Source organism: Schinkia acidoalkalinis (genome assembly GCF_054301215.1).
On the sequence record NZ_CP182573.1, the window covers coordinates 3711083 to 3730047 of the forward strand.

An 18965-nucleotide genomic window follows, 5' to 3' on the forward strand; every position below is an offset into this window, starting at 1 on the left:
AAATATGAAAGTAGGTGAGATAGTGACCATAACTGATAGTAGGTTAACTTTTCAGCTTTGCTCCTATTTACTGGGCTATCCGAATCAAGAGTATCTTGAGTCACTACAAGATGTAGTAGACGAGGTTGAAACAATGTCAAATGCTGAAATAAAAAACGAACTGCTGACATATTGTCAGAAAGCAAATAAAAATAAAATCACTAACTTAGTTTCTAGTTATATTAACACTTTCGATTTTGGCAAAAAGACAAACTTATATATTACCTATATGTCTAATGGAGAACAACGCGAACGCGGCATGGAGCTATTATTCCTCAAAAACTATTACAAGCTACATGGATTTAATGTCACGGACAAAGAATTGCCGGATTACTTACCAATTATGCTTGAATTTGCCGGACTTATTGATGCAGCATCGGCTAAGCCAGTTTTTGAGCGGTACCTTACAAACATTGAAGAAATTTCTAAAAACTTAAATTCTGAATATAATTTGTACGGCCATCTTCTTAAAGCAGTATTGTTAGCTTTGGAAGAGATAGGCATTACTAACACTGAACAAAGGAGTGAAACTCTTTGATCAATCAATTTTTATGGGTTGTTCTTCCGTATATTATCCTAACCATTTTTATCGGAGGACATTTTTACCGTTATCAACATGACCAATTTGGTTGGACCTCCAAATCAAGCCAACTATTAGAGAAAAAACAGTTACGAATTGGTAGCAATCTTTTTCACTGGGGCATTATCTTTGTATTTGGCGGGCACGTAATGGGATTGTTAATCCCAATCGAAGTGTATGAGGCACTCGGGGTGAATGAGCATCAGTATCACTTAATAGCATTAATCGGCGGGGTTCCAGCTGGTATTGCTGCAACTCTCGGTATATTAATCCTTACAGCCCGCCGTATGAGTGTGCGTCGCCTTGTTTTAACAAGTACGAAAGGTGATTGGGTTACATTAATATGCTTACTTATTGTCATTCTATCCGGAATGTCCTCAACACTACTAAATATTAACTCCCATGGTTTTGATTACCGCACAACGATTGGGCCATGGGTGAGAAGTGTGTTAACACTCCGGGCTGACGCAAGCTATCTTGCTGAAGTACCAATCTGGTTTAAAATTCATATTATTGCGGTTATGGGTATCTTTGCCGCATGGCCGTTTACACGTCTTGTCCATGTATTCAGCGCACCGCTTCGTTATTTAACACGCAGCTATGTGATTTATCGCAAGCGCGAACCGAAACAACAAAGCCTTTAATTTTAATGAAAAAATCAAACAACAAAAGCCGTATGGATCGCTCCAGTACGGCTTTTACATTTTTATTACTATTAATAAATAATATTCCACAAGTCGATTATAGCTCCCTAAAGTGATTGGACACTGCAATAATGTTATGGAAGGCAAGTCTCTAAGCTGACACGAATAAACATCTGGGTATATCGTGGAAGTGGGACTATATTCGTGTTTATCAGCTTAGAGACTTCGATTGTACATAATAAAAATATTGCTACAAGTGTCCAATCAAACCCAATCGCTATAATCGACTTGTGGAATATTTCAAGATAGCAATAAATGCAGAAAAATAAATAAGGCCCAGCACTTAGTTAGTGTCAATGCACTAACTAGGTGCTGGGCTAAATCATTATTATTGAACTTGTGCATTAAATGACATAATCCAGATTGCTCCGACAACGATTGTAACAGAAAAGACAACTCCAAGGATTAATGCCATGACATTGTACCTTGGCTGTTCTCCATCGCGAATATGCATAAAGAAGAAGAGCTGAATAATAAATTGCAGTACAGCCGCAAGTAAAATACTGACAGCAGTTGCAGTTTTTGATAGTAAATGTTGTAAAACTAATACAATTGGAATGATTGTCAAAATAATTGAAATAACAAAACCAAGTGCATAGGCTTTGAGTGATCCTGCATGCTCATGATTAGACATTTACATCACCCCCATTAAATAGACAACAGTAAAGATAAAGATCCAAACTGCATCTAAAAAGTGCCAGTACAAGCTAATAATTGATACTTTTCTTTTCGTAACAGATGTGATTCCTTTTCTAGATAGTTGGATAATAAGTCCAATCATCCAAAAGATACCGAAAGTAACGTGAACTCCGTGTGTGCCGACAAGTGAAAAGAATGATGTTAGAAAAGCACTTGTAGAAATTGTAGCTCCTTCATGAACCATATTTGTAAATTCATTGATTTCTAATCCGACGAAAACAGCGCCAAGTGCAGCGGTAACGACTAACCAATTGATTAATGCTTTTTTGTTACCCCTGTTCATAGCTAGTACAGCTAAGCCACTTGTAAACGAACTAGTTAATAGAATAAAGGTTTCAATGACAAAGCCGGGAACATCAAATTCCTTAGCAGTAAATCCTCCGTTTGTATGGGTATGCAATACCGCATACCCGGCAAAAAACGTAGCAAATAACAAACAGTCCGTTACTAGAAAAATCCAAAAACCTAATACCTTTAACCCTTCCTGGTCAACATGGCCATGATCGTGGTCAGAAACATGAGCGGAAACGCCTTGTTGCATGTTTAAAACCTCCTAATTTGCAATTCTATGAACTGCATTTTTATTTCGTAAAGCTTTTTCAGTTCGTTCGATTTCTTCAACTGAAATATAATAATCCGTATCGAATTGGAAAGAGCGAGCGAATAAAGTGATGGCTACGCCAATTAGTCCAATTACTCCCATCCACATCCATTCAAATGTAAAACCAAACCCAGCAATGAACCAGAAGATTGACATGATGAAAGGAATACCAGTGTTCTTAGGCATATGAATTGGCTCATATTGTACTGGTTCTTCTTTGTATTCGCCGTTCTTCATTGCTTGTTTTTGATACCACCAAGCATCACGACCAGTTACTTTAGGCTGAATTGCAAAGTTATAGATTGGCGGTGGAGAAGGAATTGACCACTCTAATGTACGTCCGTCCCATGCATCACCAGTTACATCACGTTCACCGTGTTTGATGCTGTAAATGATTTGCCATGCTTGGAAGACAAACCCAATACCCATTAAGAACGCACCAATCGTAGAGATGAAGTTGAGGGGTGCCCAACCCATATCCCATCCCATTGATTCGTTATAGGTATAAATTCTTCTCGTCATACCCATGAAACCTAAAGCATATTGCGGCATGAAACATACATAGAAACCGATTTGCCATAACCAGAAGGCCCATTTTCCTAGACGTTCATTTAACTTAAAGCCGAATAGTTTTGGCCACCAATAATATAAACCTGCCAAATAACCGAAGACAACGCCGCCAATTAATACTTGGTGGAAGTGAGCAATAAGGAAATAGCTGTTATGGTACTGATAATCGGCAGGTGCAGCAGCAAGCATTACACCAGTTGCTCCGCCGACAAGGAAGCATGGAACAAAAGCCATAAACCAAAGCATTGGTTGAGTTACTCTAATACGGCCACGATACATTGTAAATAACCAGTTAAATACTTTAACCCCAGTCGGGATGGCAATTATCATCGTACAGATTGCAAATACAATATTCACATTTGCGCCGGCACCCATCGTAAAGAAGTGGTGGGCCCAAGTGTAATATGAAACAACGCTAATTGCAATCATGGAAAATACCATTGAACTGTATCCAAAAATACGTTTTTTCGAGAATGTTGCTACAATTTCAGAAAAGACACCAAAAGCAGGTAATACTACGATATATACTTCAGGGTGACCCCACATCCAAATAAGGTTAACCCACATCATTGGGTTACCACCGGCATCCATCGTAAAGAAGTGGCCGCCAAATAAACGGTCAATTGTCAACATGATTAATGCTACTGTTAAAATAGGGAATACACCTAAAATAGCAATAGAGGATGATAATACTGACCATGAGAACAATGGCATATCTCTTAAGCGCATTGTCGGTGTGCGCATTTTTAAGATTGTTACGATAAAGTTAATACCGGTCATTAAACTACCAATACCAGAAATCTGAATACCCCAAATCCAGAAGTTTTGTCCTGGTCCTGGACTGAATTGATTTTCAGACAAGGGCGGATACGCAAGCCAACCCGAAGCTGAAGATCCACCGATAACAAACGAAATATTAAATAACATAGCTCCAATAAAGAATAACCAGAAACTTACAGCATTTAAATATGGATAGGCAACGTCACGTGCGCCAATTTGCAATGGAACGACCATGTTAAATAATGCAAACATAAAAGGCATCGCCATAAATAAAATCATGATTGTCCCGTGTGTTGTGAAAATTTCATTATAATGTTCTGAAGCTAAAAAATGACTATTCGGAAAGGCAAGCTGGATGCGCATTAAGACCGCGTCCATACCACCGCGAAATAACATTACTAATGAAGAAAGAAGATACATGATACCAATTTTTTTATGATCAACGGTTGTAATCCATTCTCGCCAAAGCCAACCCCACTTTTTAAAATAGCTGAGGTAAAAGACTATCGCTAAACTAACGAGAACAATGGAAACATCGGCACCATAGATCATTGGATCGCCTGTAACAAAAAAATGCGTTTTTTCCATGAAAAGTTCCCTCCTAATTTTATTTACTCATATCCATATCGGTCATGGACATGTGATCCCCCATATGATTCATATGGTCGTAATACTTTCCACCGTTTTTATTTACAATATCTTCGAATAAACCTTTTGGATAGGAAGAGAAACTCATCTCTTTTTCTATACTTGGCTGTACTAATTTTTCATATCCTACATTTGTTAACGCAGGTGAGTTTTCCTTCACCTTATCTGCCCATTTGTTGAAATCTTCTTGAGTTACAGATTTAACTTTAAATTGCATATGGGCAAATCCTTCTCCTGTAAAGTTGGCGCCAGAGCCAAAGTATTCGCCTTCTTTATCTGCTTGAAGCCATAACCCCATGGACATGCCAGGCATTGTATATTCTTGTCCACCAAGTTCAGGGACCCAGAAGGAGTTCATCGGCGCGTCGGAAGTTAAAATAAATTGCACAGGCACGCCAGCAGGTATTTCTGCGTAATTGACTGTAGCAATATTTTTATCAGGATACGTAAACATCCACTTCCAGTTTAAGGATGTAACTTGTACCACCATTGGTTTGACATCATCTACAGGTGGCTTTGTTAAATTCAAAGTGGTTTTAGCTGTAAATACACCTAATATAGCAATGATGATTACAGGTATACCCCACCAAACAATTTCTAGTATTTTGCTATCTGCCCATTCAGGCTGATAAGGGGCTTTATTGCCCGGTTTATCTCGGTAACGTAGGGAAATATAGACGAAAATACCTATAACCGGAATAATGACGACAGCACATAAAATAACCGAGATAATAATTAAATCTAATTCTTGCTGGGCTACAGGCCCTTTTGGATTTAGAACGATATACTTGCTTTTATCGCAACCAGCCAAAAGAATCATGCCCAAAATGGCTAAAAAGGATGATTTAGCGGCTTTGATCCATTTACTCAAAGTAAGTGCCCCTTTCATTTAAAATACATTTTATAATAATCACTAGTTTAATAGTGAGAAATCGCTATATAAATATATCAAAAATATAATAAGTTGAAAATGTATTTTTAATGAAAATGTGACTTATGTCACAAAATGTTCATAATTGAAATCAAGTATTTTCCTTTCATGTAAGGATATCTTAACTATTCCAGAAAGGTTCCAGTATTTTTTTAATTTAATAGGAAAAAACGATAATTATTAAGGTTTACTTCACGAACGTTTATTCGTAAAATGAAGATAGTAAAATCGAGGTGACTATAATGCAATTCAGGAAAAACCTTCAAGAAATCATTGACCATTTACAAAATGAGGAAGAGTTTTCACAAAACATCGTAAACTGGCACATCATTCCCGAAAGGGCGGCTAGGACGGTCCCTTTTCCTAATTCAATAGATGAAAGGCTGAGGCTTGCTTTTCAAAATCGAGGCATTCAGGAGCTTTATACACACCAAGGGGAAGCATTTGAGACGACAAGAAAAGGAGAAAACTTTGTAGCAGTTACTCCGACGGCATCGGGTAAGACACTTTGTTATAATCTTCCAGTACTTCAATCCATCATTGAAGATCATGAGAGCCGTGCGTTATACCTTTTTCCAACAAAAGCGCTTGCTCAGGATCAGAAAAGTGAGTTAAATGAACTTATCCAAGAACTTGGGATTAACATCAATAGCTATACATATGACGGGGATACACCGGCGAATATTCGCCAAAAGGTACGCCAAGCCGGGCATATAGTAATCACCAACCCTGATATGCTACACTCAGCTATTTTGCCGCATCATACGAAATGGGTTTCATTATTTGAAAACCTTAAGTATATCGTCATTGATGAGTTGCATATATACCGTGGCGTGTTTGGAAGCCATGTTGCAAATGTAATCAGGCGTTTGAAACGAATTTGCGAGTTTTATGGTAGCAAACCGATTTTTATGTGCACTTCGGCAACGATAGCTAACCCAAAGGAATTAGCTCAAAACTTAATAGGGGAAAAGGTTACTCTAATTGATAATAATGGGGCACCAGCAGGAAAGAAGCATTTTGTTTTTTACAACCCACCAGTAGTCAATAAACCGCTTAATATTAGAAGAAGTGCAACGCTGGAGGTTCGGAAGATAGCAGGCGAATTTTTGAAAAATAAAATACAGACCATTGTCTTTGCTAGAAGCAGGGTACGGGTTGAAATCCTTCTCACGTATTTACAGGAGCTTGTACAAAAAGAGCTAGGTCCAAAATCCATTCGCGGTTATCGTGGTGGCTATCTGCCAAAACAACGGCGGGAAATTGAGCAGGGCTTGCGTAATGGCGATATTTATGGCGTTGTTAGTACAAACGCACTCGAATTAGGAGTTGACATCGGGCAACTTCAAGTTTGTGTCATGACAGGCTATCCTGGGACCATCGCCAGCACCTGGCAACAGGCAGGACGAGCCGGACGTAGACAAGGTGAAGCACTTATTATTATGGTCGCATCATCAACACCACTTGATCAATATGTCACCCAGCATCCCGAATACTTCTTTAATCGCAGCCCGGAAACGGCACGAATCAATCCTAACAATTTGATTATTTTAGTAGACCATTTAAAGTGCGCTGCTTACGAGTTGCCTTTTAAAGAAGGCGATACATTTGATGGGATCGAACTTGACGATATATTGGAATTTTTAACAGAAGAACAAGTACTGCATTTCAATCATGGCAAGTGGTATTGGATGAATCAATCATTTCCAGCCCATAATATCAGCCTGCGATCAGCGTCCCAGGAAAATGTTGTCATTATTGATCAATCAGATGTGGCCCACGTAAAAGTAATTGGGGAAATGGACCGTTTTAGTGCAATGACGCTTCTTCATGATGAAGCAATTTATTTACATGAAGGGGTCCAATACCAAGTCGAGAAATTAGATTGGGAAGAGAAAAAAGCGTTCGTAAGGGAAGTTGATGTCGATTATTATACAGACGCCAATTTAGCTGTACAGTTGCGTGTTCTTGAGGTTGATAAAGAGAGGAAAGTGGAGCAGGCATCGATTGAATTTGGGGATGTTACTGTCCAAGCGATGGCAACGATTTTTAAAAAGATAAAATTTGAAACCCATGAAAATATCGGTTCTGGACCAATCCATCTTCCCGAAGAGGAACTTCATACAAACGCAGCCTGGATTAGTTTAAATAGTGAAATAAAAGAATATATGTCTGAGAAAAAACTTGAACAAGGACTAGTTGGGATTGCGAACGTTCTACGAAATGTCGCGCCTTTACATGTGATGTGTGATCCTTCTGATCTCCATGTTGTGCCACAGGTAAAAGCTGTCCACAATGAGAAACCAACCATTTTTCTATATGATCGCTACCCTGGGGGTGTAGGTTTGAGCGAAAAGGTATATGAGATGATGGAGGAACTGCTGAACGAAACTGAAAGAATTATCTCACATTGCAAGTGTGAATCAGGCTGTCCGTCTTGTATCGGTATGGAGGGTACAGGGGAAGATGGGAAGCAACTTTCATTAAAGCTTGTAGAATTGTTTCGATGAATCCAAAAGGCTCCTATAATTCTATTAGTGAATTATAGGAGCTAAAATTTCAATAGCACTACAACAAGAGAATTTGGAACGATGAATTTATGATTTGTACAGATGATGATAAGTGAGGAGACTTTGAAGCGACAAATATCTTATAGATATGTTTGTTGGAAAGGTATGTTTACTCCTCATGTAAATCATCTGAATATGCCATTGTTGTTCTTTCCCTGCAATCTAAACACTCACATCGATTTCTTTCGATAACAGATAACTCTTCACCACAATTAATGCAACGATCACGCTCCATTTTTTTCACCTCCTTTATTTTAGAATCATGTTCTGTAAAATGCCTCCCATAGCAAAATACTCTAGACTGTGAACTAAGCACTAAGATGTAATCGCTTACATTTTGTGTTTTATAGTTACAACCAAATTCTTGTTAGGGATTATTAATATTGTACACAATAGGCTGAAAATTCGCAATAAAAAATTATTAAAGACTACTCCTTTCTAGATAGAGCGATACAATGTTCACAAATATGTTATAATTCTACTAGCATCTCAAGAATGATAGAGTTAAAAGTAGGTGAACTACGTTGACATTAAAAAATAAACTTAATCGTTTTAAAAAACATATAGTCAATAACGACGATGAGAAAGTGCGGGAAGTTGATGCTAGGAATGCAGAAGATATCCCATTTCTTGAAGAATGGCATGCCTTTCAAACGAAACCTTTTTATTTTGATGATCAATTTTCAATGATACGGGAGGTTTCCTATCCAATAGACTTTCTTCATGGGTCACACCGTTTTAGTGAATTAAATGAGGTTGTCAATCTTTGGGAGGAGAAAGCACTTGAACATCCCCTTTCATTTACGGGTGAAGAGCCTTCTCGGATGGTGTTTTTTGACACCGAAACGACAGGGCTTGGGGGAGGCGTTGGCAATACTATTTTTCTAATTGGCTATGCTCAAGTATTTTCGGATTATGTCATTGTAAAACAGCATTTTTTGCCGAATCCAAGTTGTGAGATTGCAATGTATCAAGGCTTTTTAACTGATATTGGAGACTATCATTCAATGAAACTGACAACCTATAATGGCAAGGCCTTTGACTGGCCACAGATTAAAACACGTCATACGTTGATTCGTGATGCTGTTCCCAAGCTGCCGGCATTTGGTCATTTTGATTTATTACATGCAGCTCGGCGTCTATGGAAAAATAAACTGCCTTCTGTTCGTTTATCCATCGTTGAAAAAGAAATTTTAAATATTGCGCGTGACCACGATGTTCCGGGATTTTTGGCACCGCTCCTTTATTTTGATTTTTTAAAGGACCATGATCCAAAAGGACTTCAGGGAGTTTTTACCCATAATGAAATTGATGTCCTGTCATTAATAACGTTGTATATTCATATTTCAAAGAAACTATTAAATCTCCCTTCACTTTCTATTAGCACAGAGGAGAAGTATGAAATTGCACGTTGGTTTGAGGCAGTTGGACAATTTAAAATTGCAACACATCTCTATGAAGAACTTACATGCAGCAGGAATCCAATTACTTATCAAGCGGGAAAAGCCCTCGCCGGATTGTATAAAAAACAAAAGCAGTATGATAAAGCTGAGCAAATTTGGACAAAAATAGTAGAAAACACAGCGACGGTTGATGTTGAGGTTGCGACTGAATTATCAAAAATTTATGAACATCAGCGTAAAGATTATGAAAAAGCATTATATTATGCAATGATTGCTTATAATGGATGGAAAGAAAAAGCAAGGATTATAAAAACGAAAGCAGATCAGGAAAAAGAGGCACTTCTGAAGCGAATAAATCGACTGCAAGACAAAATAAAAATATAACGGTGAAACGTTTAGTAAAAGGGCAAGTGACTATCATAAAATAGGTATTTACATTAGTACATGTCTCCATTCGAAATCATAGGTTATTAGTGTAAACTAACCAAAAACAGAAAGGAGATCAGAAGATATGTTTTATAACAGACCACCAGTAGTGTTAAGCCCAATCGTGAGTCCGACAAAACAATTCAATGTTCATGATACGGAGGTGTACCAAGTACCGCATATTCATCCTTCACATACAACATTCCACCATCACAAAATGTTTGAGCATGTACACACTTGCCCGCACACTGTTTCACATGTATGTGATGTTTGCCACCAGCATATTAATTGCTGTCCGGAACCAATGCCAAATATGTGTTGTCCGGAGCCAGGTATGGGGATGGGACCGGGAATGGCACCAGGATTTGCTCCAGGGATGGCACCAGGATTTGCACCAGGCATGATGGCCGCTGGCCCTTATCTATAAACCATATGTGTAAAAAATAAGTAGAGTAGGGCAAAACCTCCCGCACACGTTGGCGGAGGTTTTGCTTATTTCTGAGTAGGTGGATTATTTGAGTGTATATGCTATAACAGGCTACAAACCCCATGAAATTGGTATTTTTAATGATAATCATCCGGGGTTAAAATACATAAAATTAGCGTTAAAAAAGAATATTATTCAGTTATTGGAGGATGAGGAGCTAGAATGGGTGCTTATTAGTGGGCAATTAGGTGTAGAGTTGTGGGCTGCAGAGGTTACGATTGAACTTCAAGAAGCTTACCCTAATTTGAAACTTGCGGTCATTACGCCGTTTTTGGAGCAAGAAGTAAATTGGAAGGAGGAGAAGCAAGAGCATTATCAGTTTATCCTTGCCCAGGCTGATTACGTAGATAGCATCACAAAAAGAAAATACGAGAATCCATCCCAGTTTCGTAGCAAAAATCAATTTTTTATTAATAAAAGTGATGGCTTATTAATATTGTTTGATGAAGAAACAGGTGGTACTCCAACATATATGCTTGAAATGGCTAGAAAGAAACAAAGGGTTGATGGATTGTATAAAATCCAGACCATTACTCCTTATGACATTCAGGTTTTAGCGGAAGAGGAACGGATGGAGGATCCTGATTATTGGTCTTAACAGAGTCGTCTGTCCCATTGACAATTTACATATATTTTGAAAAAATAGAAGAAAATAATGTAGGGGTATCATGTAGAGGTGAATGTTCATGCTTGCAGATAAAGTTAAGTTAACAGCAAAGGAAATTTTAGAAAAAGATTTTAAAAGTGGTATAAAAGGTTATAACAAGGATGAGGTCGATCAATACCTTGATTTAATAATTAAAGATTATGAAACCTTTCAACAAGAAATTGAGTCTCTTCAACAAGAGAATTTACGGCTGAAAAAACAGTTGGAAGAAGTTCAAAGAAAGGGTTCAGCGGCACCTGCTGCATCAAGTGTTGGCACAGGAAATACAAATTACGATATCTTAAAACGTCTATCAAATTTGGAAAAGCATGTTTTTGGAAGTAAATTATTCGATTAAAATATATAAATCATCTGAACAAGCTTTTCGACGAAGCTCTTTCTAAACTTTGTTTGTTAGAAAGAGCTTTTTAGTTTTGAGCTGTTTGCGTAATGATGGTTTTGTTGCTAGACTAAACAAAGAATAATTTGTAGAATTTGGTCACTAGAGTTAATGGAGTAGGAGTTAAAAACATGGAGAAAATTACGTTAATTGCCACAGCTGCAATGGGCATTGAAGCTTTAGTTGCAAAGGAAGTAAGAGATTTAGGATATGAGAATGTAACGGTGGACAATGGGAAGGTAACATTCGAGGCAGACCCTTTGGCCATTTGCAGGGCTAACCTTTGGCTTAGAACGGCAGACCGGGTCAAATTAAAAGTCGGAGAATTTAAAGCGACGACCTTTGATGAATTATTTGAAAAAACAAAGGCACTGCCTTGGGGAGATTTTATTCCTGAAGACGCCGAATTTCCAGTAATCGGCAAGTCGGTTAAATCGAAGCTTTTTAGTGTGTCGGATTGTCAGGCTATTGTCAAAAAGGCAGTTGTTGAAAATCTAAAACAACATTACCATCGGACAAGCTGGTTTGATGAACAAGGGCCATTATTTAGGATTGAAGTGGCTTTGCTAAAGGATATAGTAACGCTGACACTTGACACTAGCGGCATAGGCCTGCATAAGCGTGGATATCGTGCCGACCAAGGTGTGGCACCGTTAAAAGAAACATTGGCAGCAACCCTTGTAATGCTCACAAATTGGACACCAGATCGGCCATTTGTCGATCCGTTTTGTGGTTCAGGTACAATTCCAATTGAGGCGGCTCTCATTGGACAAAACATTGCTCCAGGATTCAACCGCGAATTTGTTTCACAAGATTGGCATTGGATTGAAAAGAAACATTGGGACAACGCCTTTCAAGAGGCGGAGGATTTAGCTAAATATGACCAAGCTTTAGATATCATTGGCTCTGATATAGATCACAAAATGGTGGAAATGGCAAAAGGAAATGCTATGGAAGCAGGCTTTGCTGATGCTATTCAATTTAAACAAATGCAGGTTAAAGATTTTACAACGAAAAAGGAATATGGCGTCATCATCGGCAACCCACCATATGGAGAGCGGCTCGGAGAAAAAGAAGTAGTCGAGCAAATGTATAAAGACATGGGCAAGGCGTTTGCACCATATGACACTTGGTCTATCTATATGCTGACATCCCACCCGGATTTTGAAAAATTATATGGTAAAGAGGCAACGAAAAAAAGAAAGCTGTTCAATGGATTCATTCAAACAAATTATTTTCAATATTGGGGTAAACGACCACCTAGAGCATAACCTCAGGTGGCGTGACCAAAGGTCTGCAGCGGTAGGGGCCCTGCCTAGAGGCTCTTACCGCAGCATGTTTACATATGTATAGGCAAGAAATGAAAAAAATCCTACACATAAAGCCATTCCCGCTATAATTTGAGCAATATCCTTCACCATAAATAGGGCAATATCAGCTGCTTCCAGCATAAACATCCCTCTCAATCATATTTTATTATTATCATTAACATATATTTACAATATAATCATTCGAAGAATTAATTCGTGCAGATGATAATTTGTTAGCAACCTGCCTATAATGGTAGAATGCATAAAAATATATTTTGAAATCAAAATGAACTATAATTTCATCTATATGGAATCAGACTATTGAAAATGGGGGCATGATGATGGAACAATCAGTAAAAAAGACAGAAGCTGAATTTTTAGAGTACGTAAAAAAAATGATGGCCTACAATGAAGCACTGAATTTAATTTTTTGGGATATGCGAACAGGCGCGCCGAAAAAAGGGATTGAACAACGTTCTGAAGTGGTTGGAATGATTTCACAGGAAGTTTTCCAAATGTCGATCTCAGATGAAATGGCAAACTTCATTTCAAGCTTGGAAAACGTAGAGGACCTTTCTGAAATTACGAAAAAAGCAGTTGAAGAGTGTAAAATGGACTATGACCGCAACACAAAAATTCCGAAGGAAGAATATAAGGAATATGTCATCCTGCAATCAAAAGCGGAATCAGTGTGGGAAGAAGCAAAGGATAAAGCTGATTTTGAAATGTTTCGTCCTTATTTAGAAAAATTGGTTGAATTTAATAAAAAGTTTATTGGTTACTGGGGACCTGTAAAAGAAGGTGGTAATAACTACGATATATTATTGGATGAGTATGAACCTGGGATGACGGTAGCGATTTTAGATGAAACCTTTGCAAAATTACGTGATCGAATTGTACCGCTCGTTCAGAAAATTGCGAAGTCTGAAAACAAACCAAAGACAGGCTTTTTATTTCAAACATTTCCTAAAGAGCAGCAAAAAGCTTTCAGTATCGAGGTTTTAAAGCAAATGGGCTATGATTTCGAAGCGGGGCGACTTGATGAAACCGTTCATCCATTCGAAATTACTTTAAATCCAGGCGATGTAAGGGTGACAACGAAATATGTTGAAAGCGACTTTAGGGTTGCTGTTTTCGGAACGATTCATGAAGGCGGTCATGCCTTGTATGAACAAAACATATCCAAAGATTTAATCGGGACACCACTATGTGAAGGTACATCAATGGGGATTCATGAATCGCAATCACTTTTTTGGGAGAACTACATCGCAAGGGACTATCACTTTTGGGACTACTTTTATGAAAAAATAAAAACATATGGGAATGGGCAATTTGATGCTGTATCAATGGACGATTTCTATAAAGGAATTAATGAATCAAAGCCATCCTTAATTCGTATTGAAGCCGATGAATTAACCTATCCGCTTCATGTTATGGTACGTTATGAAATTGAAAAAGGGTTGTTTAATGATGAAATTGCGGTAAAGGATTTACCGGCGATTTGGAATCAGAAGATGGAAGAGTATTTAGGGGTCAAACCTGAACATGATGGAGAAGGGGTACTTCAGGATGTCCATTGGGCAGGTGGCAGCTTTGGATATTTTCCATCTTATGCATTAGGCTATATTTATGGAGCTCAATTTAGAGCAGCAATGCTAAAAGAACTTCCAAACTACCATGAATTATTGAAGTCCGGGAATTTGCAGCCAATTAAAGAATGGCTAACAAAGAATATTCATCAATATGGCAAATTAAAAAAGCCGCTTGAAATCCTACAGGATGTTACTGGAGAAGGATTGAATCCAGACTATTTAATTAACTATCTTGAGGAAAAATACGCAAGTATTTATCAACTATAAAAAACGATAGGGGCTACACCCCACAATAAAATATTTTATTGTGGGTGTAGCCCCTTGTGATTAATTTCATGGAATTTCTTATTGACGTCCGATAACATTAGTATAACCAGGTGATCCTGGAGGTGCATTTGTAATCATATCTACAAATGGGATTGTGTAAGCAAATAAGATTAATACAAATGTTACTGCAATCCAAATTTTGAAGTTATCAAAGACCACTGGTACTTTTTCAGCATTCTCATGAACGGTACCAACAGGGAATTCTTCTTCTCCTTTTGGAGCAAAGAAGGCAAGGTTGATAAAGATGATAACCATTAATAACGCAGCAATGAACAATAACGTTCCGCCAACTGCTTGGGCAATTTGGTAAGGAATCCAAGCTAGGGAATCTTCGTTGCCGGCATATGTTGAGAAAGCTGAACGACGTGGTGCTCCGAATAATCCAGCCGCGTGCATTGCTGATGACATAAATACCATTCCGATTGTCCATAACCAAGTTTGGATAAGTGCAAATTTATTCATTTTTGTAGTTAGTTTACGACCTGTAATAGATGGTACCATCCAGAATGTAATACCAAAGAATGTTAAAGCACATGCTGATGCAACCGTTAAATGGAAGTGACCTGTAATCCAAATCGTATTATGAACAACTTGGTCCATTTGGTGAGATGCATTAACAATACCGCCGGCGCCACCAGGGATGAATAATAACATACCCATGAATGGAGCTAGGAAACGAGCATCTTTCCAAGGGAGCTTTTTCCACCAACCGAAAATACCTGTAGCACCTAATTCACGTCCACGCATTTCAAATGTTGCGAACAATGAGAATGCAGTCATTAATGACGGAATTACTACTAAATAAGTTAATACAACCTGTAAATATTTCCAGAATGGATCAATACCTGGCTCAAGCAATTGATGGTGGAATCCAACTGGCATTGAGAATAACAAGAATAATACGAAAGAAAGACGAGCTAATGAATCACTAAAGATTTTACCACCGATAATTTTAGGTATAATTACATACCAAGTCATGTAAGCAGGTAGTAACCAGAAATATACTAACGGGTGACCAAAATACCAGAATAATGTACGGCTGATTAAAATATCAATTGTTGGAACAAGTCCTAAAGACCAAGGAATAATTTGTACTAAAACAGTTGTTGCTAAACCTAAGCAAGCTACTAACCAAAGAATCATGGTAGCTACACCCATAAAGCTTAAAAGCGGTGAAGTTTGCCCAGGGTTTTCTTTTTTCCAACGTGCATGGCGATGGAAGATTGCAAAACCTTCTACCCAGCTACCTACGACAACAAGTGTTAAACCGATGTAATGTAGTGGATGGGCCATTAAAGGTGCATACATTGTATAAAGGACAGAACCTTCACCAAGTAATACGAATGTTGCAGTAATGGCAACACCAATTGTCATCATCCAATAACCAATCCAAGCAGTGCGGCGTTCACCCGCTGAGTATGTTCCACAAACTTTACTTTGTGATGCTTCAATAAATCCGATAATAAAGAAAGTAGTTAAGACAAGACCTAATAGTACACCATGAACTGTAAGAACTTGATAATAAGTGATGCCGGCAGGTAAGGTTACTTTACCTGAACGTACGAGCGTTTGAAGCAAACCTGCTGTTGCACCTAGAAATAAAGCGATAAATGCAACGTAAAGGTGCGCCATCGTAAGCTTTGCGTCTTTACTATTAATACTAGCGATGCCTTTCATTATTCAACCACCTCCACAGTTGCAAACATTAAGTGGTGACCAAGACCACAATATTCATTACATACGATTGTATATTTTCCAGGCTTTTTAAAAGTAGTTTCAACTGTGTTAATATAACCAGGCTCTAACATCATATTTGCATTTGTACCTGCTACTTCAAAACCATGGATAACATCTAGTGTAGTACCAATAAAGTTTACTTTTGAACCAACAGGGATTTTAATTACCTTATCTGGTCCAACATCGTAGTTAAACGCAGAAGCAACTACAACTAATTCGTATTCCTTTTCTCCAACCTGCTTAAGTCCGGGTTTATCAAATGGTGCTGTTGTTTTCACTTTAGCTGGGTCAACTGTAACCAGACAGCTTGGCGGTTGATTTCCCATGTAAAATGCACTTACTCCAATTGTGATTGTGAATGCAAGCAGTGATACAATCCCGAATAGCAACCAAATTTTTTCATACTTATGAATGTGCATGGATTCTGATAACTCCTTTCAAATAGTCTATTAACGTGATAAGAATAAATTAAAAATTCCAATCCAAGTACCAAGAAGAATAAGTCCGAGAATACCTACTGATAGCAAAGTGCCCTTTAATGAACCTGAATCCTCTACTTCAGTCTTACGATGCGTTTCAAGTTTTGCCATTTCATCACATCCCTTCCAAGAAATTGGTTTATGAAGTAAAACTTACATTATGCTTTTATATTACAAAAGAAACAAATCGAATCCATCACATTTTGACATTTTTCACAAAACGTTCACAAGTAATATAAAAACTATTGATATAGTGGAAACTGTTAAAATATTGATACAGTAGGTTTTTTTATGAAAAAGTTGTGAACAGATTGTGAAAAAGTAAGTGAAATATTCCCTTTCTTTTTTTCAAAAATTGCGTTTAAAATAAAGAAGGAAATAACAGGAAAAATGTTATTTGGATAGTAATTATAGGAAAAAGTATAAAAAGTAAGTTCATTGGTTAAGGAGGATTTTTATTTATATGAAAAGATTACAGGAAATTTTAGAGCACAATGAACAGTTTGTTCAGAGTAAGGAATATGAACAGTTTAAAACAACAAAATATCCAGACAAAAAGATGGTCATTTTAACATGTATGGATACTAGGTTGACAGATCTTTTGCCAAAAGCTATGAATATAAAACATGGCGATGCAAAAATTATTAAAAATGCTGGAGCACTTGTATCCCACCCATTCGGTAGTATTATGAGAAGCATATTGGTTGCCGTCTATTCATTACATTCAGAGGAAGTATATGTTGTTGGTCACCATGACTGCGGGATGACGGGATTATCAGCAGATCATATATTGGATGAAGCGATTTCAAGAGGCATCTCAAGTGAAAAAGTTGATATTTTACGTCATGCTGGAATCGATATTGACCGATGGTTATTAGGATTTTCTAACGTCGGTGAGAGTGTCGAAGAATCTGTAAGCCTAATTCGCAATCATCCGCTTTTTCCCAAAGAAGTTCCTGTCCACGGTCTAGTTATTAATCCAGAAACAGGCAAATTAGATGTGATTGTCGATGGGTATGAAAAACTAGATGAAACTGAAAAAGAGAACAATGAATGAGACATTCTATCTATAGAATGTCTTTTTTTACTATCAGAATGTAAACCTTTTCTCGTGGATAGTATAAGAAAGAACATCAACTTTCGCTATTATGGGCGAAAGTTGTGAATTTTAACGTAGGAGTGGATAGCAGATGCATACGATTTGGAAAGGTTCCATTAGCTTTGGTTTAGTTAATATACCGATTAATTTATTTGCGGCAACCGAAAACAAAGATATTAGCTTTCGCTCGATTCATAAAGAGTGCCATAGTCCAATTAAGTATGAAAAAGTTTGTCCTGTTTGTAATCGTGAAGTTCAAAATGATGAAGTGATCAAGGGGTATGAATACGAGCCAGGGAAATTTGTTGTGATTTCAAATGAAGAGCTTAAAGAAATTGCTCCAGAAAGCAATAAAACAATAGAAATTATTGATTTTGTCAAGTTGGAAGAAATTGATCCGATTTACTTTGAAAAGTCCTACTTTCTCGGCCCGCAAGACAATGGCCTAAAATCATATCACTTGTTAAAACAGGCAATGAACAAGACCGGAAAAATTGGACTTGCCAAAATTACAATCCGTTCTAAGGAAAGCTTAGCGGCCGTAAGAGTTTATCAAAATGGCTTATTACTTGAAACTATTTTTTATCCCAATGAAGTTCGTCATCTTGAACAGGTGCCGGGGATTGACGAGGACATAAAAGTCGAACAAAAAGAGATGGATATGGCAACCCAGCTTATTGAGCAACTGACAACACCGTTTGTACCAGAAAAATATACGAATGATTATCAATCAGCATTAATGGAATTAATCGAAGCAAAGGTTTCTGACGAGGATATTACGATACCGAAGGAAGCAACGAAATCAAATGTAGTAGATTTAATGGCAGCATTACAGGCTAGTATTGATCAAACAAAACCAATCATACCAAATCGCAATCAGGAGGAAGCGCCAAGGAAAAAGAAAACGCTGAATGTAAGGAAGAAAAAAACGAGCTGA

The 18965-nt window shown here is 37.7% G+C and carries 20 protein-coding genes; 11 read left to right on the plus strand and 9 right to left on the minus strand.

The window, feature by feature from the left end; all coding sequences use genetic code 11:
* Window positions 1–22 precede the first annotated feature (22 nt).
* Both narJ and narI read left to right on the plus strand, forming a co-directional pair.
* The gene (narJ, locus tag ACNQFZ_RS18930) at window positions 23–577 is read left to right on the plus strand and encodes a nitrate reductase molybdenum cofactor assembly chaperone (protein WP_458412860.1); all 555 of its coding nucleotides are present in this window, start codon (window positions 23–25) and stop codon (window positions 575–577) included.
* The gene (narI, locus tag ACNQFZ_RS18935) at window positions 574–1263 is read left to right on the plus strand and encodes a respiratory nitrate reductase subunit gamma (RefSeq protein WP_458412861.1); all 690 of its coding nucleotides are present in this window, start codon (window positions 574–576) and stop codon (window positions 1261–1263) included. The genes narJ and narI overlap by 4 nt, the downstream gene beginning before the upstream one ends.
* A gap of 388 nt (window positions 1264–1651) precedes the next feature.
* Here the strand turns inward: narI and ACNQFZ_RS18940 are convergent, their stop codons facing one another.
* Genes ACNQFZ_RS18940 through ACNQFZ_RS18955 form a run of 4 tightly spaced genes read right to left on the minus strand, consistent with a single transcriptional unit; the run spans window position 1652 to window position 5492 of the window.
* The gene (locus tag ACNQFZ_RS18940) at window positions 1652–1957 is read right to left on the minus strand and encodes a cytochrome o ubiquinol oxidase subunit IV (RefSeq protein WP_458412862.1); all 306 of its coding nucleotides are present in this window, start codon (window positions 1955–1957) and stop codon (window positions 1652–1654) included.
* Window positions 1958–2563 (minus strand): cytochrome o ubiquinol oxidase subunit III, encoded by a 606-nt coding sequence (cyoC, locus tag ACNQFZ_RS18945; protein ID WP_458412863.1) that lies wholly within the window; start codon window positions 2561–2563, stop codon window positions 1958–1960.
* A 12-nt stretch (window positions 2564–2575) separates the two neighbouring features.
* The gene (locus tag ACNQFZ_RS18950; RefSeq protein ID WP_458412864.1) at window positions 2576–4561 is read right to left on the minus strand and encodes a cbb3-type cytochrome c oxidase subunit I; all 1986 of its coding nucleotides are present in this window, start codon (window positions 4559–4561) and stop codon (window positions 2576–2578) included.
* Window positions 4562–4580: 19 nt separating this feature from the next.
* Entirely contained in the window at window positions 4581–5492 is a 912-nt protein-coding gene (locus tag ACNQFZ_RS18955) for a ubiquinol oxidase subunit II (protein ID WP_458412865.1), read from the minus strand.
* A 302-nt stretch (window positions 5493–5794) separates the two neighbouring features.
* Between ACNQFZ_RS18955 and ACNQFZ_RS18960 the strand changes: the two genes are divergently transcribed.
* A complete protein-coding gene (locus ACNQFZ_RS18960) occupies window positions 5795–8062 on the plus strand; it encodes a DEAD/DEAH box helicase (RefSeq protein WP_458412866.1) in 2268 nt (755 codons plus the stop codon).
* A 169-nt stretch (window positions 8063–8231) separates the two neighbouring features.
* On the opposite strand, the gene ACNQFZ_RS18965 is transcribed toward ACNQFZ_RS18960, so the two are convergent.
* Window positions 8232–8357, minus strand: a complete 126-nt coding sequence (locus tag ACNQFZ_RS18965) for a hypothetical protein (protein ID WP_458412867.1) — start codon at window positions 8355–8357, stop codon at window positions 8232–8234.
* Between the two features lie 289 nt (window positions 8358–8646).
* Here ACNQFZ_RS18965 and ACNQFZ_RS18970 point away from each other — a divergent pair, with 289 nt between their 5' ends.
* From ACNQFZ_RS18970 to ACNQFZ_RS18990, 5 genes are all read left to right on the plus strand, one after another.
* Complete coding sequence (locus ACNQFZ_RS18970; protein ID WP_458412868.1) at window positions 8647–9909, plus strand: ribonuclease H-like domain-containing protein; 1263 nt, start codon at window positions 8647–8649, stop codon at window positions 9907–9909.
* Between the two features lie 127 nt (window positions 9910–10036).
* Window positions 10037–10378, plus strand: coding sequence for a CotD family spore coat protein (locus tag ACNQFZ_RS18975; protein ID WP_458412869.1), 342 nt, complete (start codon window positions 10037–10039; stop codon window positions 10376–10378).
* 88 nt (window positions 10379–10466) lie between these two features.
* Window positions 10467–11036 carry a DUF1273 domain-containing protein gene (locus ACNQFZ_RS18980; RefSeq protein ID WP_458412870.1) on the plus strand — a complete coding sequence of 190 codons (570 nt, stop codon included), beginning with the start codon at window positions 10467–10469 and terminating at the stop codon, window positions 11034–11036.
* Between the two features lie 88 nt (window positions 11037–11124).
* The gene (gene gpsB / locus ACNQFZ_RS18985) at window positions 11125–11442 is read left to right on the plus strand and encodes a cell division regulator GpsB (RefSeq protein WP_458412871.1); all 318 of its coding nucleotides are present in this window, start codon (window positions 11125–11127) and stop codon (window positions 11440–11442) included.
* Window positions 11443–11615: 173 nt separating this feature from the next.
* Window positions 11616–12755, plus strand: a complete 1140-nt coding sequence (locus ACNQFZ_RS18990; protein ID WP_458412872.1) for a THUMP domain-containing class I SAM-dependent RNA methyltransferase — start codon at window positions 11616–11618, stop codon at window positions 12753–12755.
* Between the two features lie 54 nt (window positions 12756–12809).
* Here the strand turns inward: ACNQFZ_RS18990 and ACNQFZ_RS18995 are convergent, their stop codons facing one another.
* Window positions 12810–12935, minus strand: a complete 126-nt coding sequence (locus ACNQFZ_RS18995; RefSeq protein ID WP_458412873.1) for a hypothetical protein — start codon at window positions 12933–12935, stop codon at window positions 12810–12812.
* A gap of 200 nt (window positions 12936–13135) precedes the next feature.
* Here ACNQFZ_RS18995 and ACNQFZ_RS19000 point away from each other — a divergent pair, with 200 nt between their 5' ends.
* A complete protein-coding gene (locus ACNQFZ_RS19000; protein WP_458412874.1) occupies window positions 13136–14653 on the plus strand; it encodes a carboxypeptidase M32 in 1518 nt (505 codons plus the stop codon).
* A gap of 78 nt (window positions 14654–14731) precedes the next feature.
* Here ACNQFZ_RS19000 and ACNQFZ_RS19005 read toward each other — a convergent pair whose 3' ends face one another.
* Genes ACNQFZ_RS19005 through ACNQFZ_RS19015 form a run of 3 tightly spaced genes read right to left on the minus strand, consistent with a single transcriptional unit; the run spans window position 14732 to window position 17040 of the window.
* Window positions 14732–16390: a b(o/a)3-type cytochrome-c oxidase subunit 1 gene (locus ACNQFZ_RS19005; protein ID WP_458412875.1), complete on the minus strand. Its 1659-nt coding sequence runs from the start codon at window positions 16388–16390 to the stop codon at window positions 14732–14734.
* Window positions 16390–16869 carry a cytochrome c oxidase subunit II gene (locus tag ACNQFZ_RS19010; protein WP_458412876.1) on the minus strand — a complete coding sequence of 160 codons (480 nt, stop codon included), beginning with the start codon at window positions 16867–16869 and terminating at the stop codon, window positions 16390–16392. The genes ACNQFZ_RS19005 and ACNQFZ_RS19010 overlap by 1 nt, the downstream gene beginning before the upstream one ends.
* Before the next feature lie 30 nt (window positions 16870–16899).
* Entirely contained in the window at window positions 16900–17040 is a 141-nt protein-coding gene (locus ACNQFZ_RS19015; protein ID WP_458412877.1) for a cytochrome c oxidase subunit 2A, read from the minus strand.
* Between the two features lie 352 nt (window positions 17041–17392).
* Between ACNQFZ_RS19015 and ACNQFZ_RS19020 the strand changes: the two genes are divergently transcribed.
* Entirely contained in the window at window positions 17393–17986 is a 594-nt protein-coding gene (locus ACNQFZ_RS19020; RefSeq protein WP_458412878.1) for a beta-class carbonic anhydrase, read from the plus strand.
* 133 nt (window positions 17987–18119) lie between these two features.
* On the plus strand, window positions 18120–18965 hold the full coding sequence (ku, locus tag ACNQFZ_RS19025; protein WP_458412879.1) for a non-homologous end joining protein Ku: 846 nt from the start codon (window positions 18120–18122) through the stop codon (window positions 18963–18965).